This window comes from Streptomyces zinciresistens K42, from assembly GCF_000225525.1.
GTDB classification, from domain to species: Bacteria; Actinomycetota; Actinomycetes; order Streptomycetales; family Streptomycetaceae; genus Streptomyces; species Streptomyces zinciresistens.
The window spans coordinates 1-19,299 of the sequence record NZ_AGBF01000130.1 but is presented as its reverse complement, the minus strand read 5'-3'; the positions used below and the strand labels follow the sequence as shown (position 1 = coordinate 19,299).

13 protein-coding genes are annotated in these 19,299 nt (G+C 74.7%); 3 read left to right on the top strand and 10 right to left on the bottom strand.

Going from position 1 to position 19,299, the window contains the following annotated elements; all coding sequences use genetic code 11:
- The 5 genes from SZN_RS37760 to SZN_RS26365 form a co-directional block, all read right to left on the bottom strand.
- The coding region (locus tag SZN_RS37760; protein ID WP_007500711.1) for a protein kinase domain-containing protein at positions 1-1,901 on the bottom strand (1,901 nt) is incomplete at its 3' end.
- Positions 1,902-2,012: 111 nt separating this feature from the next.
- A complete protein-coding gene (locus tag SZN_RS26380) occupies positions 2,013-3,590 on the bottom strand; it encodes a vWA domain-containing protein (protein WP_007500710.1) in 1,578 nt (525 codons plus the stop codon).
- A gap of 30 nt (positions 3,591-3,620) precedes the next feature.
- Positions 3,621-6,221 carry a hypothetical protein gene (locus tag SZN_RS26375; protein WP_007500708.1) on the bottom strand — a complete coding sequence of 867 codons (2,601 nt, stop codon included), beginning with the start codon at positions 6,219-6,221 and terminating at the stop codon, positions 3,621-3,623.
- A gap of 38 nt (positions 6,222-6,259) precedes the next feature.
- The gene (locus tag SZN_RS39850) at positions 6,260-7,660 is read right to left on the bottom strand and encodes a hypothetical protein (RefSeq protein ID WP_007500706.1); all 1,401 of its coding nucleotides are present in this window, start codon (positions 7,658-7,660) and stop codon (positions 6,260-6,262) included.
- Positions 7,661-7,767: 107 nt separating this feature from the next.
- Positions 7,768-9,594 (bottom strand): hypothetical protein, encoded by a 1,827-nt coding sequence (locus SZN_RS26365; RefSeq protein ID WP_208865852.1) that lies wholly within the window; start codon positions 9,592-9,594, stop codon positions 7,768-7,770.
- A 483-nt stretch (positions 9,595-10,077) separates the two neighbouring features.
- On the opposite strand from SZN_RS26365, the gene SZN_RS26360 reads away from it, so the two are divergent.
- On the top strand, positions 10,078-10,611 hold the full coding sequence (locus tag SZN_RS26360) for a 2'-5' RNA ligase family protein (protein ID WP_007500702.1): 534 nt from the start codon (positions 10,078-10,080) through the stop codon (positions 10,609-10,611).
- Between the two features lie 184 nt (positions 10,612-10,795).
- Here SZN_RS26360 and SZN_RS42025 read toward each other — a convergent pair whose 3' ends face one another.
- The 5 genes from SZN_RS42025 to SZN_RS26335 all read right to left on the bottom strand — a co-directional run bounded on the left by SZN_RS42025 (position 10,796) and on the right by SZN_RS26335 (position 17,661).
- Complete coding sequence (locus SZN_RS42025; protein ID WP_007500700.1) at positions 10,796-12,442, bottom strand: serine/threonine-protein kinase; 1,647 nt, start codon at positions 12,440-12,442, stop codon at positions 10,796-10,798.
- A 280-nt stretch (positions 12,443-12,722) separates the two neighbouring features.
- Positions 12,723-13,745 (bottom strand): DNA-directed RNA polymerase subunit alpha, encoded by a 1,023-nt coding sequence (locus SZN_RS26350; RefSeq protein ID WP_007500699.1) that lies wholly within the window; start codon positions 13,743-13,745, stop codon positions 12,723-12,725.
- Between the two features lie 584 nt (positions 13,746-14,329).
- The gene (locus SZN_RS26345) at positions 14,330-14,974 is read right to left on the bottom strand and encodes a response regulator (RefSeq protein ID WP_007500697.1); all 645 of its coding nucleotides are present in this window, start codon (positions 14,972-14,974) and stop codon (positions 14,330-14,332) included.
- Between the two features lie 4 nt (positions 14,975-14,978).
- Positions 14,979-16,364 carry a sensor histidine kinase gene (locus SZN_RS26340; protein WP_106432719.1) on the bottom strand — a complete coding sequence of 462 codons (1,386 nt, stop codon included), beginning with the start codon at positions 16,362-16,364 and terminating at the stop codon, positions 14,979-14,981.
- Between the two features lie 70 nt (positions 16,365-16,434).
- Complete coding sequence (locus SZN_RS26335) at positions 16,435-17,661, bottom strand: hypothetical protein (protein ID WP_007500695.1); 1,227 nt, start codon at positions 17,659-17,661, stop codon at positions 16,435-16,437.
- Positions 17,662-18,068: 407 nt separating this feature from the next.
- On the opposite strand from SZN_RS26335, the gene murQ reads away from it, so the two are divergent.
- Both murQ and SZN_RS26325 read left to right on the top strand, forming a co-directional pair.
- Positions 18,069-19,010, top strand: a complete 942-nt coding sequence (murQ, locus tag SZN_RS26330) for an N-acetylmuramic acid 6-phosphate etherase (protein ID WP_007500693.1) — start codon at positions 18,069-18,071, stop codon at positions 19,008-19,010.
- 34 nt (positions 19,011-19,044) lie between these two features.
- Positions 19,045-19,299, top strand: a 255-nt coding sequence (locus SZN_RS26325) for a PTS glucose/sucrose transporter subunit IIB (protein WP_007500690.1), incomplete at its 3' end; no start/stop codon positions are given.

Genomic DNA, 19,299 nt, shown 5'->3' with positions numbered 1-19,299 from the left:
GAGGCGGCGTGCACGCTGCGGCCGCCGGGTGCGTGGACCGCCGCCAGGATCTGGCCACCCAGGTCGAGGCTCTGCAAGGAGGCGCCGTCGGCCGCGTCCAGCAGACGCAGCCGGCCGCTCCAGCCGCCCGCGTACACCGCCGTGCCGTCCGTGCACAGCGTGAAGAACTCCTCCCTCCTGCCGTGCCCCGTCCGCCACACGCACTCCCCGGTGGCGGCGCTGTGGCAGTGGACGGTGCCCGCCGTGTCCGCGGTGACCACCGTGTCGTACGCGCGCACGGGCGCGGTCACCACGGGAGCCCCCAGCCCGGCCTCCCAGAGCGTCGAGCCGTCGGCTGCCGCCAGACACCTCAGAGTGCCGAGCCCGTCCGCGACCACCAGGCGGTCGTCCAGTGGCAGCGGCGCCGCCAGCATGGGGGCCGGCAGCCGCACCCGGGCCCGCCAGGCCGGCTCGCCGTGCTCGTCGTCCACGGCGAGGACGTCGAGCCCCCGCGCGGCCGACAGATACAGCTGCCGCGAACCGGCCGCGACCGGCACCGGCGGGACGCCCGACCCGTCCGCCGGGGGCCGCGCCTGCCACCACATCCGGCGCGTGATCGCGTCGAAGTGACGCAGGATGCCGTCCTCGTCGGTGAGGAACACGCTCTGCCCGCGCAGCAGTACCCGGGCGCGGCCCAGGGTGCCCGGGGGCGCGGCCCACCACGGCCGGTGCTCGCGGGTGCTCCACGACTCCAGCCGGTCACCGGAGTCGCAGATCAGCAGGACGTCCCCGTCGGCGTACAGGCGCACCGGCGCCGTGAAGCCGCTCCTGCGGTCGCTCTCCTCGCCCGTGGCGGCGTCCAGCCAGCGCACGGTGCCGGTGCGGTCCGCGGTGACCACGGTGCCGTCCTCGGTGGCGGCGACACCGTGCGGCCAGTCGCCCGCGGCGGCGCTCCAGCTGCGGCGCCCCGGCCGGAACGGCACCGTCAGATCGGCGGTGTCGCCCGCCCCGGACAGCACCTCCCGCAGCTCGGTGCGGTAACCGGCGAGGGCACGGGTGACGGCGGCGGGCAGCACCAGCGGGCCGGGCCGGCCGAGGGCGGACGCGACCTCCGCCAACCCCGGCCGGTCCGCCGGATCCTCCGCCAGGCAGGCGCGGACCAGACGGCCGACGGCGTCGTCCGGCAGCCCGGACAGATCGGGGGCCGCGCCGGTGACGCGGCGCAGCAGCATGGCCTGTGCGCCCTCCTCCCCGGTGTACGGCGGATGCCCGGTGAGGGCGAACAGGACGATGCCGCCGATGCCGAACACGTCGGTGGCCTGCCCGGTCCCGGCCAGCCCCCTGATCTGCTCGGGCGCGCAGAAGCCGGGCCGGCCGATGGCCATGTCCAGCGTGAGGGTGACCTGCTGGCCGCGGATCCGGGTCAGCCCGAAGTCGATGATCCACGGTCCGTCGTGCGTGAGGAGGATGTTGCCCGGATGCAGGTCCCGGTGCAGCAGACCCTTGTCGTGGGCCGTGATGAGGGTGTCGACCAGTTCCGCGGCCACGGAGCGCACGGACTCGGGCGGCAGCGGACCGCCGTGGACCTCCACGATGCGGTCCAGCGCCGGACCCGGGATGAACCGCGTGGCCAGCGTCGGCCGTCTGCCCGCCGCGAAGTCGAGGGCCAGCAGCTCGGGGATCCGGGCGCCCCGGCAGCGCTCCAGTGCCTTGCTCTCCTGGTGGAAGCGCTGCATGTGCTCGGGGTCGCCGGTGAACTCGCTCTTGAGGAGCTTCACCGCCGCCAGCGTGTCCGGGCCGTGGCCCTCGCTGCGGCGCCGGCCGAGGTAGACCGTGCCGAAGCCGCCCGTCCCCAGCCGGCCCACCAGCCGGAAGCCCGCGGCCTCGGCCGGGTCGCCGTGCGGATCCAGTGGCATCACCATGTCGGCGTCCTTTCTCACGGGTCTCACGGGTCTTAGGGGTCTCGCGGGTCTCGCGGGACTTACCGGTCTCACGGGCGCGTCGTCGCAGATCTCACCTGTCTCACGGGCGCGTCACCGCAGAACGGACGCCCCGGTCGTCGTCTCGTGCGAGATGCCGATCCCGCACAGCACCGTCGACTTGCCGAACTCGCAGGTCCCGGAATCGCTCAGCCGCGCCCCGCCCGCCCGCGGCGCCTCACGCCGGCACGTCAGGACCAGGACCAGGCGGCCGCCCTCCATCCGGCCGCGCACGGTGACGCGGGCGCGCACCTGCCCGGCGTCCGTGTCCTGGACGACCTCCCGGCCGCGCAGCGGGACGCTCTGGCGTTCGCCGCTGCGCAGGTCGGTGACGACGAGGAAGCCGGACAGCTCGGGATGCAGCTGCTTGTGGCGGCGCCGCCAGGCCGCCGCGCCCAGCAGCAGGACCAGCAGGACCAGCGGGTAGAGCCAGCCCGGCGTACGGCCCGGCACACTGCCCGTGACGTCCAGTTCGGTGACGGCCGGGTTCCCGGTGGTGAACTTTCCCTCCGCCAGCGAGCCGCGGATCGTGGGCGTCCACGGCGAGCCGACCCGGGCGCGCAGCGACACCCGGGCGGTGAAGTCGCGAGAGACGGGGAACAGGCTGAACTCCGGGTCCTGCCGCCACCTCAGCGTCACCCGGACCGTCCTGCGCTCACCCGGCCGCAGCGTGAGAGGACCGCCGGGCACGCTCACCGAGGCGTCGCCGCCGCCCGACAGCCGCACGGTCAGCGGCACATACCGGGCCCGCGACTCCAGGGCGACCTCCAGGACGCGGGTACGGGTGCCCGTGGTGCCCCCGGCCGGCACGGTGAAGCGGCCGGAGCCCGCGGCGCGTACGTCCTCACCGGCGACACCGACGGTCACGGTGGCGCCCCGGTCGCCGCGCAGCAGGCTGACCGCCTTGCGGGTGCGGACCTGGTCCTTCGCGGCGTTGAGCTGGGAGCCGAGGGCCGCCGGGTCGACCGGCAGGATGCGCGGGGTGCCGAAGGCGCTGCCGAGGACCTCGGACACCCCGGTCCCCTCGGCGAGCGGGAGGCCGTAGCCCGCGATCTTGCTGTCCGCGCCCAGGGCCCGGTAGCGGTCGTGCAGCCGCTTCCAGGCCGGGCTGCCGAGCTTCGCGTAGGGGCTGCCGGGGGCGTTGACGGCGCCGTCGGTGAGCATCAGCACCGCCCCCACGGGGGCCTTGCTGCGGTCGAGCTGGTCGGCGGCCGCGTCCAGTGCGGCGCCGTGGTCGCTCGCCGACTCCTGTGCGTTGCGCGGGAGTTCGCGGTCGATCAGGTCGCCGGTGCGGTCGGCCGGGGACAGGGGGCGGACGACGCTGGTGGCGCGGCCGAAGGTGACGACGGCCACCTGGTCGGCGGGGGTGAGGGACGCGAGGAAGTCGCCGAGGCGGCGCTTGACCGTGGTGTACAGCGCGGTGCCGTCGGGTCCCTTGTCCTGCATCGAACTGGAGACGTCGACCAGGACCACGTAGGCCGCGGGGACGTCGTCGACCTTGAGCGAGCGGTAGACGTCGTCGCGGGACGCGGGGGCGTCGGCGGCCGTGGCGGGAGCCGTGCCGGCCAGCGTGAGCAGGGCGGCGAGGGCGAGGAGCAGGGCGTGACGGGCTGTGGCCCGGATGGTCGGCATGAGGTCAGTCCCCCTGGGGAGTCGCCTGGTTCAGCGGTGGGTGCGGTGGGCGGAGGCGTCGAGCCTGCGGAGCCGGCTGATCTCCTGGTCGAACAGGTGCTGCTCCTGCTGGAGCCGGCGGATCTCCCGTGACGCCTCGGATCTGCGGCTCGTCAGCTGCCGGATCGCGTGGTCGCAGTACTGCCGCAGGACCGGGTTGTCGCGGCCCCTGCGGGCGAGCGCGTGTTCCAGGTGCTCGCGCTCCTCCAGGGCCCTGTCGTCACCGGCGTACCGCGCCCACTGCCGGTCGTAGGCGGCGACGAAGTCCACGACCCGCCCGCCGGCCCGGCCGCGCCGGGCCCACACCTCCAGAGCGGCGCAGACGCCGTCGTGCTCCGCTCCGGCGCCACGGGCCGCCCTCGCACGGGCGGCCAACTCCTCGCAGTCCTGCGGGGAGTCCGACAACCGCAGCGCGGCGCGGTGCAGTTCGCGCAGGCCGAGCGCGGAGCGCAGCCCCGGCAGCCGGTCGGCGGTCCGCCGCAGCCACTCCTGGTCCTCGGGCGTCTCGTTCCAGCCCGGTGACTCGGTCGCCAGGCGCCGGACCGCGCGCGCGACGATCTCCGCGCAGGACCCGGACCGGTCGAGGACGCGGGAGGTCAGATGACGGGCGGCCGGGCCGGGGCCCTCGCCGCTGTCGCCGTCCACCGCGAGGACCGCCCCCAGCAGGCGTTCGACGACCGCGTCCGCGTAGGGGCGTACGGACCGTGTGTCGAGGTCCGCCTGGAGCGCGCAGAGGTAGGTGTCCACCCGGCCGGCCGGACTCGGGGAGCCGGGTCCGGCCGCGGCCGCCACGGAGGAGGTGAACCCCGAGGGCGTCAGCCCCGCCAGGGCGCACAGGACGTCCCAGCGTGCCGCCGTCTCCGGGCGCAGCGCGCCCGAGCGCCGCGTCAGGGTGCGGGCGAGCGGTGAGCGGGCCGGCGCTCCGGCGGGGGCCGCCGCGATGCGCAGGGCGCTGTCCAGCAGGCCGTTGAGGAAGTCCTGCGTCAGCAGGTGGTCGGCGCGGCCGCAGACCACCGCCCCCTCCAGGAGCCGCGCGGCCGCCTCCGGATGGGCGGCGGCCCACTTGCGGTGCGCGCCGTCCGGGGCCGACCCCGTGGTCAAGAGGCGGAGCAGCAGCGGCAGTTCAGGGTGTCCGGCGATCTCCGCGCCCGGACTGTCGCAGAGCCAGGCGAGCCAGGCGCGCAGTCCGGGCGCCGGGTCCGCCGCCGCGTACAGGGCGCGCACCAGCCGGCCCGCGAGGCCCGGGACGCCGCGCAGCAGGGACTGCGTGAGGGTCATGGTGCCCGGCGTGAACGGGGCCACCACGGGCAGGAGTTGCTCGGCCACCGGGTCGGCCGCCTCGGGCGCGTGGTCGACGCGTACGTCCTCGATGACGCAGGCGAGGGCCCCGTCCAGCGGGTGCAGGCCGTCCCTGGTGTCCGGCAGCGCGGCGCGCATGCTCTCGAAGTTGCCGCGGGCCACGTCGGTCCGGTGGCCGAGGAGGTCCGTGATGAGTTTGGCGCGGTACTTGCCCGCGGTGGCCGGGTCCGCCATGTGGGCGGCGAGGACCGTCAGGTCCGGCGAGGCGTCGGCCAGCTTGCGTGTGGCGAGCACGGCCAGGGTGTCCGGGTCGATCGTCGGCCGGCTCAGCGCCATGTCGATGCGGTCGCCGGTCACCTCGTGGCCCTCGCGGACCTCCTGGGCGACGGCGAGCGCGGGGTTCAGCGCGGCCAGGACGTCCCGGGCGCGCAGGTGTGCGAAGGGGTCGGCGATGTCCAGGGGTTCGCGCGCGTCGGCCAGGTGCCGCAGCACGCGTTCCCCGCCGTGCTCGGTCCAGCTGCTGATGAGCAGGTCGTGGTAGGAGCGCGCCCGCGGCGACAGCCCGCCGAGGTCCGGTTCCTTCTGCCCCCAGACCATGCAGGCCCGGCCGGGGTCCGCGGCGTTGCCCCAGTACAGGCGCATCCGGACGTCCGAGCCGGAGCTGGTGCGGGTCGCGGCGGACAGCGTGGCCCGCATGCCGAACGGCAGCAGGGCGGCCACGGTGTCCAGGACGAGCAGCAGGTCCAGGGGCTTCCAGTCGCCGGCTCCGGTGACGACGAGGGTGCCGTCGAGCAGCCGGGCCGCGGCGGCCGCCAGCCACAGCGGGCCGTCGGACACCCCGGAGGTGACCAGCGGGCCGATCGTGCCGAGGAGTTGGTCGGCCGGGGAGAACGGCAGCACGGCGGGCCCGCCGCCCTGGCCGGCCAGCCGGGGCGCGGCGTCCAGCGCGGCACGGGCCAGGGCGTACCAGCCCAGCCCGGCCGCGTGGACGTCGTCGTGGCGGAAGGCGAGGTGGGTGATGCGGTAGATGGGGCGGCCCGCGTGGTCGAGGGCGTCCGTGCTGTCCAGGAGGAAGACGCCGATCGCGGGTGTCCCGTCCGGCTGCCGGGTGGATCCGACGGTGATCCACGGCAGTTGCTCGCCGTGGGCGGGCGTGCCGGGGGACCAGTGGTGGATGGCGCCGTTGAAGTCGGCGCTGCGGTCCGGCGGGTGGGCGAACAGCACGCGGTAGCCGCCGTCGGTGCCGGGCTCCTTGCCCCACACGGCCCAGTCTGTGATCAGCCCCGGTTCCATGGCGAGTTCCTTTCTTCGGGAGGGCGGGGGAAGCCGGATCAGGACGGCACGGGGCCGTAGCCCCGCAGGAACAGGAACGGTTCGAGGATGTTGATGGGCTGCGGAGCCGCCATGAACCGGACGCTGTCCTCGACCTGGTTGACCAGGTAGGGGTTCTCGAAGTCGAAGCCGCGCTCGGGGTCCACCCAGAAGCCGATGGCCGAGCACACGAAGTAGCCGACGTTCTCCGGCGCGAAGAAGGTCTCGATCTGCTGCTGGATCTCCCGCAGGCTGCCGTGCGGAAAGGACTCGCACAGCCCGTCGAACAGCCGCTTGGCGTCGGCGACTTCGGGCTGGCCGGTGCGCGGGTTGAGACGGACGTTGCCCTGCGCGCAGGCGAACCGGAAGACCCGGTCGTCGTCGAACTTGGCCAGGCAGATCGCGATGCGGTGCGGCAGCAGGTTGCCCTGCCGGCGGCCCTGGATGTTGGTCTCGGTCAGGACGCCCGCCAGGACGTCCGTGAAGAAGTCGGCGTTCTGGCGGACGTCGGTGTCGGCGGCCCGGTCGTCGCTGTTGACCTGCCACTCGCGCACCGGGTCGACGACGTAGACCATCGCCCGCGAATCGGCGAGGGACTTGATGAGCTGCTCCTCGTGCTGGGCGCCGGTCTGCGAGTGCGGGTCGAACACCTCCCCGGGCATGTCGCGCACGGTGACCTTGAACTCGGTCAGCTGCGGCTCGGCCGGGGTGCCGCGCCGCCACCACTTGCGGCCCGACCGTGCGAGCGCGGTGTCGCCGAGGTCACCGGCCAGGGTGAAGCGCACCGGCCGCTGCTCGGTCAGGGTCGAGGGAGGGAACCGGCGTTCGCGGTACAGGATGTGGCCGAGGTCGCCGAGGAACTTCCGTGAGACGTGGTCCTCGGGCCAGATGGCCCACTTGCCGTAGACCGGGTCGTGGCGGGCCTTCGACAAGGCGGCCAGCAGGGTGGACTTGCCGCTCGCCATGCCGCCCCAGAGCGTGACGGTCGACTCGGGCACGGGGGCGGGGGCCTGCGCCGCCGCAGCCTGCGCCCGCTGCTGTTCCGCGGCCGCCCTGCGCTCCTTCTTGGAGGGCTTGGACGCGGGCGGTTTCACCGTGTCCACCTGCTCCAGGAAGACGCGGGGGATGACGTTCGTCCCGGGTCCGGGCCCGGGTGCGGCGGGCGGCGGAACCCGCTCCCCCGTGCCGTTCTGCCCGTTCTGCGCGGTCGGCGGTGCCGCGGCGGGCGCGGACCCGTTGACCTGCGCCGCGGGGCCCGGCGCGGTGGCGGGAGCCGGGGGCAGGGCGGCGCGGCCACCGATGTGCGTGGAGCGGTCCCAGACCGCGAAGGGCCCCTGCCTCTCGCCGTCCTGCCCGCCCTGTCCGCCCTGTCCGGGCTCGCCGTTGCCGCCGGGCGGGGCTGGGGTGTTGTCGTCGACCATGGTGGTGCTCCCGAAGGGACGGGCGGCGGACACGGTCCGCCGCGCGAGGGAAACAGGGGTGAGGCGGTCCGCGCCCGACGCGCGTACCGGGGTGCCGGAGACCGGCGTCAGCCGGCCACCGCGTGATGCCAGTCCCCGGCCGGTCCGCCGGCGACGACCAGCCGGACCGGCGTGCCGCCGTGGGGCGGGCACAGGGCGGGGCCGGTGACGGCGGCGGCGATCCGCTCGGGGTCGTGCCCCGCGCTGAAGCGCCCTTCGGCGCCGAAGGCGTGCCACGCGTACTGCGCCCACTGGGTGAGATGGGGCTCGGCCCGCGGATCACCCATCCAGGCCGGCTCGTCCACGACCGCGAGGCACACGATGTCCTCGTGCCGGCGGGCCGCCCGCAGTTCGCTCTGCCAGTCCAGCCGGTCGGGGCAGATGCGCACGGGCGCGCCGCGCTGCACCACCCGGGGCGGGCGCGCGGGAGGATGCGGCGGGCGCGACCCCACGGTCAGCAGCACCCGGTGGCTGTCGGCCCGCCACAGATGGCGCCAGGCACGGATCTCCCCGGGCAGGTGCTCCAGGCCGGTGGCGAAGTCGTGCCGCAGCGGATGGGGATGCCAGGAGGCCAGGACGCGCACCGCCTCCGCCGCCGTGCACATGCCCACCCGGTGCACGACGGGGTCGTGGTCGCCCGGCCGGTGCAGCGGGTCGTGGTCGCGGTATCCGAACAGCCCCACCCGGAGGCCGGGTTCGTCCCCGACCGCCGCGCGCACGGCGGTGACCACGGCGGCGGCTTCCCGGAGGCGTGCCTCCACGACGCCGCCGCCGTCCGCCCGCGGTCCGGCGATCTCCACGGCGAGCAGCAGATCGACCGGATACGGCTGCACCGGCTGCCGGGCGGTGGCGGCGGCCAGGTCGGCCCAGGCGGTGGCCTCGGGCTCGTGGCGGGCGGCGCAGCGCAGTTCCACCCGGTGACCGGCGTGCAGGGAGTACGCCAGGGTGGTGCCGGAGCCGGGTGCCAGCGCGAGCCGGTCCATCCGCACGGGGCGCCAGTCCACGGCCGGCTCCCCGGCCGGGCCGCGCACGACGGCGGCGACGGCGGGGCCGGCACCCGCCGGGGGAGCGCTCACCGCGACCTCGACGTCCCGGCCGGCCGGGGCACGGTCGCCCGCGCGGCTGCCCGCGGGGAACAGCGGCCGGCGCACCAGGCCCACCGCCGCCGAGCCGCCGTCGCCATGGGCCGCGGCGAGCCACACCGTGCTGGGCAGCGGCAGTTCGGCGGTCAGGTCGTCCGGTGCCGCGGGCCAGTGCGCGGGCAGCCGCAGGCACAGCAGCGCTCCGGAGTCGGCCCGTACGCTCTCGGCGGCCCGCTCCAGGGGCTGCCAGCCCGCGGCCCGCACCGCGAGCACGAGCGGCACCGCCTCGTCTCGGGAGGCCGCCCGCAGGACACCGGCCAGGGCGGTGCACAGCGCGTCGTGCAGCGCGGTGCCGAGCGAGGCCGTCGGCGCCGCCGCGCCCTGCGGACCGGCGCCCGCGAGCAGCAGCAGCCGCCGCGCCCGCTCCGCGGGCAACACCGCCGACATGAGCGGCAGTTCACTCCACGACCGCTCGGTGATCCGCGGTGTCCGGGGGCCGCTCTCCGCCGCGTCGCAGGTCACCCGGCTCAGCCGCAGCCGCTCGCATCCGACCTCCAGCAGGTCGACTCCCGGGACGGCGCCGGAGGCGAGGCGGGTGAGCACCCAGCCGAGACCCGCCCTGCTCAGAGAGGCGCGGTCTTCGGCCAGTACGTCCGCCCAGGCCGCGCGCCAGGCCCCGGGGGCGGGTTCCGGGTCCCCGGGACACAGCGTCCGGGCCGCCTCGTGCCGGTCCGGCGGAGTCGGCCCGCCGTCGGCGTCGCCCGTGCCGTGGGGGACGGGTCCCCCGCGCAGCAGGTCCGCGACGCGGAGCATGCCCCGCAGACCGGCTGCCCGGGAGTCGACCCCGTTGTTCGACCGCACTGTCCCCCACCCCCCGATACGGTTTCCGGCCCTGGTCCGAGGGAGGGCCGACGACCGCTGTCGCATGTGCATCAGGCATGCGCGAATCCATGACCCACGTGGGGTGGAAAGGCCGCCATGACGGAAAGCGAATACGGACTCCCCAGTCCGGTCGCGCATTCACATTATCGCTAGCCGGGCGGACGGTGTCTGTATTCGTGTTCTTCCCCTGCTGCCGCGGTGCTGAAAAATCAACGATGGGCGATAGAGGAAAGATTCATCTCGATCTCGGCCTATTTCTTTTCTCTTTTGTCGATCAGTGAAAACAATTGACCGGTGGCGGCTGGATGTGATCGTCCAGATATTCGAGAGACGAATATGAGTTCGCATCAATCGATGCCCCGGAGCCGCCCCGTCCCGTCCGTGCGGCCTGATCATGGCCGGTAAGCTGCGCCGATGCGCACGGTCGAACTCCTGTTGGACGAGGCGGCTGACCTCCGGGTCCGGGAGGCATGGCGGCGGCTGGCCGACGCGGGCCTGCCCAGTCAGGCACGCCATCGCTCCCCGGCCAACAGCCCTCATCTCACCCTGGCCGCCTGCCCGGAACTGACCGCCCCGATCCGCTGGGAGCTCGCCGCCGCAGCCGCCGCGCTGCCGCTGCCGGCGCGGTTCACCGGAGTGGTCCGCTTCGAGCGGCCGACCTCGGTCCTGGCCTGGGCGCTCGAACTCGACACGGCCCTGGGCGGCCTGCACGGCCGGGTGTGGGAGGCGATCGTCTCGGACAGCCCGCCCGAAGCGCTGAACCCGTTCCACGCCCCGGGGCGCTGGAGCCCGCACCTCACGCTCGGACGCTCCCGGCGGGCCGGTGCCTTCGCCGGCCGGCGGGTGCCCGCGCTGCTGCCCGCTCCGCCGCTGACGGCCCGGCTCACCACACTGCGCAGCTACGACACCGAGACCGGGACCGCGGAGGTGCTGGAGCCCCGCCGCTGACCGGGGCGGTGTCGCCGCGCCCGAACCGGCGCCGGCCGCCCGAGGGGCTCCCGGACTCGTCGTCGGTCGGGCCGGCCCGGCGGCGCGCACCGGACGCCGCCACCGGCTCGACGCGGTCTGCCCCGGCACGGGGGCGCGCCGCGAAAGTCCCGTCTGCCCGGCGGCGTTGCTTTCGCCGCACGCCCTACGTCGCGGGCGTGACGGTCACCGTGACCGTCATCGATCCCCGGTTGTCCGTCGAGCACGAGCCGGTCGTGTCGTTGACCGTGAGAGCGACGGTGCCGTCCTCGGCGGCCTGGAAGGACAGGCCCTTGCCGACCGGCCGCACCCGCGGGTTCTCGGGGCCGTCCACGGTGACGAGCAGGGCGCCGAACGGGGAGTCGGCCAGCACCTTGCAGGACTCCGCGCCCTCCAACTGCTTCGCGGTCTCCGGGTCGTAGCCGTCCGGTCCGCTGTCCGGGAGCCGGTTGTAGTCGACCGACCAGCCGCCGGACCGGAAGGCCACCGTGACCTGGTCGCCGCTCCTGACCGCGGCGCCGTCGACGGTCTGCCAGCCGGAGGTGGAGTCGACGACCTTCGTCAGGGTCGTGGGGGAGGGCGCAGGGGGCGACGACGGCGCGGGCTGCGGCACGCCGGCCCCGGAACCGGACCCGCGCGACGGCGAGGCCGGGGCGGTCGGCTTGCCGCCCGCCCGCGCGTCGGACGCGGACGCGCCGGACAGCAGCAGCGTGCCCGCGGCACCCGCCACGACCACCGACACCCCGCCGATCGCCCACCACAGCCACCGCTGACCGGGCGGCCGCCGGCCGTGGTCAGGACGTGTCCCGTCCTGCGTCGCGGTGTGCGGGGCGGCGGTGTGCAGGGCCGTCTCGGTCAGGGCGCCCGACAGCCCCTCGTACGTCATGGTCCGCGCGTCGGCCTCGGTCGGCGAGGGCCACTCCACCGCGACGGGCGCCGACGGCAGCGGCCCGGTGCGCTGGTCCTGCGCCACGTGCAGGAGCGCGGCACGGAGGTCGGCCGCCGAGGGGCGCTCCTCGGGCCGCTTGCGCAGCATCGCCTCGACGACGGGCCGCAGCGGGCCGATCCGGTCGTCGAGCAGCGGCTCCTCGTAGGCCACGGCGTGCAGGGTGGCGGGCCGGCCCTGCTTGCGGAAGGGGGAGCGGCCGGTGCAGACCGTGGCGAGGGTCGCGCCGAGCGACCACAGGTCCGAGGCGGGGCCCACGGGATCGTCGGTGACGCGCTCGGGCGCCATGTAGTCGAGCGAACCGACCAGCTCCCCGGTGGTGGTGAGGAACTCGCCGTCGTCCAGGGCGGCGATGCCGAAGTCGGTGATCACGGCGTCCCCGCTGCGCCGGAGCAGTACGTTGGCGGGCTTGACGTCGCGGTGCAGGGTGCCCGCCGCGTGGACGGCGCCCAGGGCGTCGAGGATCTGCACGCCGAGCGCGGCGGTGTGCTGGGGCGGGAGGGGGCCGTTCGCGGCCACGTGGTGCCCGAGGGAGGGGCCGTCCACCAGCTCCATGACGATCCAGAGCCGGTCCTCGGCCTCGACCAGGTCGTGGACGGCGACCACATGGGGGTGCGGCACCCGGGCGACCGCGCGGGCCTCCCGCACGGCCCGGCGCATCCGGACCTTCGGATCCTCGGCGCCACCGGAGTGGAGGTGCATCTCCTTGGCGGCCACCGGCCTGTCGAGCAGCTGGTCGTGGGCGCGCCACACGGTTCCCATGCCGCCCCTGCCGATCATGTCGTGCAGCAGGTACCGGCCGGCGACGACCCGGCCCGAGGGGTACGGACCGGTCGCGGAATCGTTGTCGCGGTCTGCGGGTCTCACAAGCTCTCTCAGATGCCCTTCGCCCCGAACTGGGCGTGCCAGTATGCCCGTTCGCGAATCGTTCAAACGTTCAGGCGAGCGTAGCGGAGCGTGTGACGGCCGCAGGCCGTCTCCCGACCGGCTGCCGCGGGACCCTCACGGTCCGGCCGCGGGGGGGCATCTGCCAGGCCCCGCGGCCGGCTCGGCCGCAGGGCCCCGGACAGCGCAGGGCGGGGGGACCCGCGAAGCCCGCCCCTCGGGCCCGCCGCCGGGTCCCCGTGACCCGGCGACGGCGTACGGCTCAGTACTGCTCGGTCTCCACGAACCCGGCGTCCGCGTCGTCGTCCGCGCCGAAGGCGTCCGCGGCGGCGGTCGGGTCGAACCCGGGCGGGCTGTCCTTGAAGGCGAGCCCCAGACCGGCCAGCTTCGCCTTGACCTCGTCGATCGACTTCGCGCCGAAGTTGCGGATGTCGAGCAGGTCCGCCTCGGAACGCGCCACGAGCTCACCCACCGAGTGGATGCCCTCGCGCTTGAGGCAGTTGTAGGAGCGGACCGTCAGCTCCAGCTCCTCGATCGGCAGCGCCAGATCGGCGGCGAGGGCGGCGTCCGTCGGGGACGGACCCATGTCGATGCCCTCGGCGTCGATGTTCAGCTCGCGCGCCAGACCGAACAGCTCGACCAGCGTCTTGCCCGCCGACGCCATCGCGTCACGCGGACGCATCGCCTGCTTGGTCTCGACGTCCACGATCAGCTTGTCGAAGTCGGTGCGCTGCTCGACACGCGTGGCCTCGACCTTGTACGTGACCTTCAGCACCGGCGAGTAGATCGAGTCGACCGGGACCCGGCCGATCTCCTGGCCCGCCTGCTTGTTCTGCACGGCCGAGACATAGCCGCGGCCGCGCTCGACCGTCAGCTCCATCTCCAGCTTGCCCTTGCCGTTGAGCGTGGCCAGGACCAGGTCGGGGTTGTGCACCTCGACACCGGCCGGCGGCGCGATGTCGGCGGCGGTGACCAGACCCGGACCCTGCTTGCGCAGGTACATCACGACCGGCTCGTCGTGCTCCGAGGAGACGACCAGCTGCTTGATGTTGAGGATCAGGTCGGTGACGTCCTCCTTGACGCCCGGCACGGTGGTGAACTCGTGCAGCACGCCGTCGATCCGGATCGACGTGACCGCCGCACCCGGGATCGAGGACAGGAGGGTCCGGCGCAGGGAGTTGCCGAGGGTGTAACCGAAGCCCGGCTCCAGCGGCTCGATCACGAACCGGGAACGGAACTCGTCGACGACCTCTTCGGTCAACGAGGGACGCTGAGCAATCAGCACGGGGTGTTGCCTCCAGAGATTCGGCGCCCGCTGTGGCGCCATGGGTGTGTCAAAGGGTACGGAGTTCCGCGGGACCTTTCCTGCAAGCGGTGCGGAGCACACCCGATGAGTTGTATTCAGGGCGGTCGTGGTCGCGCGACCGCGTGCCCAGTGTCCCGCACTCGGCGGCGGGCCCGCAGCCGTCGGCGCGGACCCGTGGGGCACCGCGACCGCCGGCGCCGCGCGCGCACCGCCCGGCCGACCAGCAAGGATACGCCCCGTCCGCGGGACGGTCAGTGCTCCTCCCGCCCGTCCAGGACGTACTCCGGGACGGCCGGCTCCGTCAGCGTGCTCGGCCGCGTGTCCCGGGGGCGGCGGTCCGGCGGGAACACCGCGGCCGCCCTGGGGAGGGAGTCGTCCGGCCACCGCGGCGCGGGCGCGTCCGGCGCGAGCCCCGGCGGCGGCCTCGCACCGCCCGGCGCGGCCGGGACGAAGCCCGGTGGCCGAAGCCCGGGACGTCGACCTGGAACGCGGCGGCGGCGGAGCCGGCCGTCTCGATCGCCGTCTCGATCGCCTTCGCGATCGACCGTGCGGCCCGCCGGGTGTCAGCCGAGCAGTCCCGCCTCCTGCGCCAGTACCGCCGCCTGGACCCGGTTGGTGCAGCCGGTGCGGGTGAGGATGCTGCTGATGTGGGCCTTGACGGTGCCGGAGCTCAGATGGAGCCGTGCGGCGATCTCGGCGTTGGAGAGGCCGGTGCCCAGCAGCCGCAGGACGTCCCGCTCCGCTGGTGTCAGGTCCGCGAGCCGGTGTGCGGCGGCCTCGCTGCCGTGACCCAACCGGGCCCGGAAGGCGACGAGTTGGCGGGTGACCTGCGGGGCGAGGACGGGGTCTCCGGCCGCGGCGCGGCGTACGGCGTCGATCAGGTCGCGCGGGCCGGTGTCCTTGAGGAGATAGCCGTGGGCGCCGGCGCGCAGGGCGCTGGTGACGGTCGCCTCCTCGCCGAAGGCCGTCAGCATCACCGCTCGGGTGCGGGGCGACTGCCGGGCGATCCCGGCGACGGCGGTGATGCCGTCCCCGGGCATGCGGATGTCGAGCAGGGCGACGTCGACGGGGTGGGCACGGCAGGCTTCGACGGCCTCACGGGCGTTCCGCGCCTCGGCCACGATGCGGATCTCGTCGTCGTGTTCCAGGATCAGGCGGACCCCGGCGCGCATCAGCGCCTCGTCGTCGGCGATCAGGACTCGGATCATCGGTTCAGTCTAGGACTGCCATGATCAGCAGGGCGACGGTGCCGCCGACCGTCGGCAGCAGCACCAGCAGGGCCGCGCAGCCGCCGCCCAGGAGGCGGGGCCAGGTGAGGACCTCCGTGGACAGCGGGGGCCGGGAGCCCGCCCCGCCGGACACCGGGGCGCGCGAAGCGGCGTACCCGGGCGGTGTGTCGGGCCGGACGGGTATCCGGGCGGAGAGGAGGAAGCCGCCGTCCGGGCGCGGCCCGGCGTGGAGGACGCCCCCGAGCAGGCCGACCCTCTCGTGGAGGCCGACGAGTCCACTGCGGTTCCCGTCCCCGGGCGGACAGGGCACCGGCGGGGCCCCGTTGGCGACGGCGACCACCACCGAGTCCCCGTCGTCCTGGAACGTCACACGGACCGGCGCGCCGGACGCGTGCTTCAGCGCGTTGGTGAGTCCTTCGCGGACCACACGGTGCACGGCCTGCCGGGTGCGGGCGTGCGCGTCCACCGACTCGGGCGCGTTCCAGTGGAGTTCGGCGTCGGCGCCCGCGTTCCGGGAGTCCTCGACCAGGGCCGAGAGGTCCTCGCGGGTCCCCCGCTCCCCGCTGTGCTCGCCGGACCGGTGGCGCAGGACGCCCAGGATGCCGCGCAGCTCGTCCATGGCCGTCCCGGCGGTGGTGTGCAGCAGCTCGGCCTGGGCGGCCAGCGCGGGCGCCTGCCGTTCGGCGGCGAGCTGGAGGGCTCCGGCGTGCATCGAGAGGAGGCTGATGCGGTGGCCGAGCAGATCGTGCATCTCGGCGGCGATGCGCGTCCGTTCCTCGCTGCGGGCCGCCTCCTCGGTGAGGAAACGGGTCTGTTCGAGGTAGGCGTTGCGTTCGCGCAGGAGCCGCGTCAGCGGGCGGCGGCGCCCCATCATGACGCCGGACAGCGCGGGCAGCAGGATGAACAGCGCGGCCACGCCGGCCCCGGCGGCCAGGTACGGCATCGCCGGGAGTCCGCCCGGGAACTGGGCGGCGACCGAGAGGAGCACGGCTCCGGCACCGCCCGTCCCGGCGACCGCCCAGGCACGCCGTACGGGGGTGACGCGGCGCGCGGCGGACCACACGAGGCACGGCACCACCACCATCGCCCACACGTTGTTCCCGGCGATCACCAGCACGCAGCCCAGCACCGTGAGGGCCGGGTACCTGCGCCGCGCGGGCACGAGCAGGGCCGCGAAGACCCCCAGGAGGACCACCGCCACCGGACGGGCCGGCGCGATCAGCGCAACGGGCGCCAGCGAGCACACCAGGACCAGGCCGGTGAGCACGGACTCGGTCACGACCGTCCGCCGGGGCGCGGCGCGCACCGCCTCCCGGATCGCGAGGGCCTCGCGGCGCGCCCGTGCGTACGCCCGCACTGCCGGACTCATGTCTTCTCCCTGTGGGCGCCGTTCTCAACGGCCTTGCCCGTCGTGCGTGTTGCGGACCGGCGGGGCCGCGTCAGGATGCCTGTGCCGCTTCGCGCGGGACCCGCAGCTCCGGCTCCGCCCGCAGCCCGGCGAGGTCGGCGCCGCTCTCGGTCAGCACCCGCTCGACCTCGGCCGCGGACGCCGCGTCCGTCGTCCCCCTGTCCAGCAGCGCGGCCAGCAGATGGGTCGTGCCGACGGTGGGGGAGCCCTGGGCGGCGGCGGTGAACTGGGTGACGTGCAGGAGCCGCGTCTCGAAGCCGGCGTGGCCCTCGACCTCCCCGGGCTCCTCCTCCGCGACCCCGGTGGCGGGCAGCAGCACCCGGGCCAGAGCATCCTGCCGTACGCCGTGCCGGCGCAGGAGTGCGGCCCCCTGGTTCGCTCCGGTCAGCGTCCCGGGCAGCTCACGCCCCGCGGCGGCCAACGACCGCTCCAGCGCCAGGATGCCGAGCAGCGTGTCGACGGGTTCGATCTCCGGCGCTCCGCGTCGTACCGCCCCCCGTCGTGCCTCCGTGCGCACCGCGCCCACGACCGCGGAACCGTATCCGGCGCCGCCCCCGAACATCCAGGCGGCGAACCTTCGGGTCAGCGGGTTGCCGCTCCTGCCGAACGTCCCCGCCTTGCGCAGGATCAACACCGAGCCGGACTCGGGTACTTCGTCGCTGCCCCGCAGCGCGTCGAGCGCCGCCGAGGCGGCCGCGGCGTCCACCTTCTCCACCACCATGGCCTCGCGGGCACGGGTGCCGGGCAGCCCGACCAGAGCGCGCGTCACGTGGCGGACCCGCACGGAGACGGTGCCCTCCGCCCGCGCGGCCTCCAGCGCCATGCGCAGACAGGTCCGCAACGCGCCGGTCATCGGCGGGAGTTCAAGGGTGTCCTGGCCCTGCTCGGCGCTCTGCTTCCGGTTCTTCCAGCGCAGCCTCTTGGCCTCCTCCTGCCGGACCTCCCGCCAGAGGGCGTCGATCTCCCGCTCGTCGTCCGGGCTTCCCGGCGTGCCGTCCCCCGCGTCCTGGCTGATCCACACGGAGGTCCCCCGGGCCGCGAGCGAACCGCCGAGTGAACCGGCGGCCCTCATCCCCGACGCGATCGCGGAACCCGCGGCCGAGTCGCCCGACACGAGCGCGTACAGCACGCTCTCCGTGCCGACGTCCTCGCGTTCCTGCTTGTCCACCGCCCGCATCGTCTCCAGCAAGAGCCTGACGACGTCCGTCTCGAACTCGGCGGTCACGTCGGCGTCGCGGTCGGACGTTCGCTGATCCATCGGGCTGCCTGCCTCTCCGTGGTGTCACCTGCTGAGAAGGACGCTAGTCCGCCTTCTGCGGCGACGAGTCGGCCGACCGGCCATGCTTCCCGTCCGATCGGCCAGGTTCTTCCCCCGGGTGGGCGCGACGGCTCCTCCCGGGGCCCGACGCGGCACCGCCCGGCGGCACTTCACGGGCTCCGGCCCGTCCGCTCCGGCCCGTCCCCGCCGGGCCGCCCTCGCACGCCCCGACAAGGCCGCCACCGGCCCGGACGAGGCCGCGACGTGACCCACCGGCCGACGGCGAAGGCTTGACGCCACCCCGCACTGAAAATATGTTTCATGCAACCGGAGTGGAGTGAAAGAAATTTTCGCCACCGCCTCCCGTGCCACCCGAAGAGCCCGAACCACAGGAGCCGTGAACGTCCATGTCCCCCCAAGACACCAGCGGGAACGGCCTGCTGCGCGACCAGCTCGCCACCATGGCCACCGAGGCGTACCGCCCCGAGCTGGCGGAGATCGACCGACTGAGCACGTTGGACATCGCCCGCCACATGAACGCCGAGGACGCGACCGTCAGCACCGCGGTCGCGGCCCGGCTCCCCGAGATCGCCGCCGCGATCGACGGCACGGCCGAGCGGATGGCCCGGGGCGGACGGCTCGTCTACGCGGGGGCGGGCACCGCAGGGCGGCTCGGAGTGCTCGACGCCTCCGAGTGCCCGCCCACCTTCAACACCGACCCCGCCCAGGTCGTGGGGCTCGTCGCGGGCGGCCCGGCGGCCCTGGTCACCGCCGTAGAGGGTGCGGAGGACTCGGCGGAGGGAGCCCGCGGTGACCTGGACGCCCTGACACTGTCCGCCGACGACGTGGTGGTCGGCGTCTCGGCCTCGGGCCGCACCCCCTACGCCGTCGAGGCCGTACGCCACGCCCGCTCGCTCGGCGCGCTCACGGTGGGGCTGTCCTGCAACGCGGACAGCGTGCTGGCCGCCTCCGCCGACCACGGCATCGAGGTCGTCGTCGGACCGGAGACCCTGACCGGCTCGACCCGGCTCAAGGCGGGCACCGCGCAGAAGCTGGTGCTCAACATGTTCTCCACCATCACCATGATCAGGCTCGGCAAGACCTACGGGAACCTGATGGTCGACGTCCGCGCCTCCAACGAGAAGCTGCGGGCACGCGCCCACCGGATCGTGGGCCTGGCGACCGACGCCTCCGACGAGGCCGTCGCCGCCGCGCTCGCCGCCACCGGCGGCGAGGTCAAGAACGCCATCCTCACCCTGCTCGGTTCCGTCGACGCGCGGACCGCCGAACGCCTCCTCCACGACGCCCACGGACATCTGCGCAGCGCCCTGGCGTCCGCGGCCGTCTGACGCACCCCCCGGAACTCACAGCAAGGCCGATCTCATGGCGAACGAGAACAAGTACCGCGACACCGCGGCCGCCATCCTCCCCCTCGTCGGAGGAGCGCGGAACGTGGCGTCGGTGGCCCACTGCATGACCCGCCTCCGACTGGGCCTGCACGACCGGAGCCTCGTGCGGGAGGAACAGCTCAAGGCACTGCCCGCGGTGATGGGCGTCGTCGAGGACGACACCTGCCAGATCGTGCTCGGACCGGGCACCGTCGCCCGCGTCACCCCCGAGTTCGAGGCCCTGGTCGAC

Coding starts and splice junctions, on each gene's coding strand:
- murQ (WP_007500693.1), top strand. CDS start 18,069: ATGTCCCCCCAAGACACCAGCGGGAACGGCCTGCTGCGCGACCAGCTC.
- SZN_RS26375 (WP_007500708.1), bottom strand. CDS start 6,221: ATGGAACCGGGGCTGATCACAGACTGGGCCGTGTGGGGCAAGGAGCCC.
- SZN_RS26360 (WP_007500702.1), top strand. CDS start 10,078: ATGCGCACGGTCGAACTCCTGTTGGACGAGGCGGCTGACCTCCGGGTC.
- SZN_RS26345 (WP_007500697.1), bottom strand. CDS start 14,974: ATGATCCGAGTCCTGATCGCCGACGACGAGGCGCTGATGCGCGCCGGG.
- SZN_RS26340 (WP_106432719.1), bottom strand. CDS start 16,364: ATGAGTCCGGCAGTGCGGGCGTACGCACGGGCGCGCCGCGAGGCCCTC.
- SZN_RS26380 (WP_007500710.1), bottom strand. CDS start 3,590: ATGCCGACCATCCGGGCCACAGCCCGTCACGCCCTGCTCCTCGCCCTC.
- SZN_RS26365 (WP_208865852.1), bottom strand. CDS start 9,594: ATGCTCCGCGTCGCGGACCTGCTGCGCGGGGGACCCGTCCCCCACGGC.
- SZN_RS26335 (WP_007500695.1), bottom strand. CDS start 17,661: ATGGATCAGCGAACGTCCGACCGCGACGCCGACGTGACCGCCGAGTTC.
- SZN_RS39850 (WP_007500706.1), bottom strand. CDS start 7,660: ATGGTCGACGACAACACCCCAGCCCCGCCCGGCGGCAACGGCGAGCCC.